This window comes from Vibrio sp. Y176 (assembly GCF_033438945.1).
Genome location: NZ_JAWOQS010000606.1, coordinates 1 through 669, shown reverse-complemented (window position 1 = coordinate 669; position 669 = coordinate 1). Strand labels below are relative to the sequence as shown.

Genomic DNA, 669 nt, shown 5'->3' with positions numbered 1-669 from the left:
ATCAACCGCTACTGGCTCTGCCTTTTCAGGCGCTACAGCTTCAACAATCGGTGATTCAGCTTTAGCTTCTACTGTTTCTTGAACTTTAGGTTCAACAACAGGTGCTTCAGCTACCGCTGGTTGCTCACGACGGATGATGACTTTACCCATTGCCATTTCAGGGCAAGCAAAACCACCTTGCATAGCAGGTACAGTTGCAATTGCCACAACCGCTTCTTCCTGAACTCGCTCTTCCTTCTTAGGCGCTGGTTTTGGAATGTAACGTGGCATCACTTTACCCATTGCCATCTCAGGAGATGCTACACCGCCTTTGCGCAGACGGAATGGGTTAGGACGACGATCACGACCACGACGACGACGTTGACCACTTGCTCGTAGGTGACGAGGAGAACGACGGTTACGACGTTGTTTCGATTCACCTTGCTTGTTGTCTTGCTGTGCGTCTGCTGCTGTATCAACGGCTTGATCTACTTGAGACTCAACAGGTTCAATTGCTTTCACTGCTGTTTCTTCTACTTGCTCATCGGCAAGTTGATCTTTAACACGAACAGATTTGTTCAGTTTGCGACGTTGACGGCGCTCTTTGACTTTCTCTGTTTTCGCGTTTGCTTTCGCTTTATTCTCTTCAGGCTTCACTTCTGAGCGAGCTTCAGCCGCAAGTTGCAAGCC

1 pseudogene is annotated in these 669 nt (G+C 48.9%); it reads right to left on the bottom strand.

Annotation, left to right across the window (positions count from 1 at the left end):
- Positions 1–669 (bottom strand): annotated as a pseudogene (locus tag R7O13_RS27570) (ribonuclease E); the annotation flags it as partial.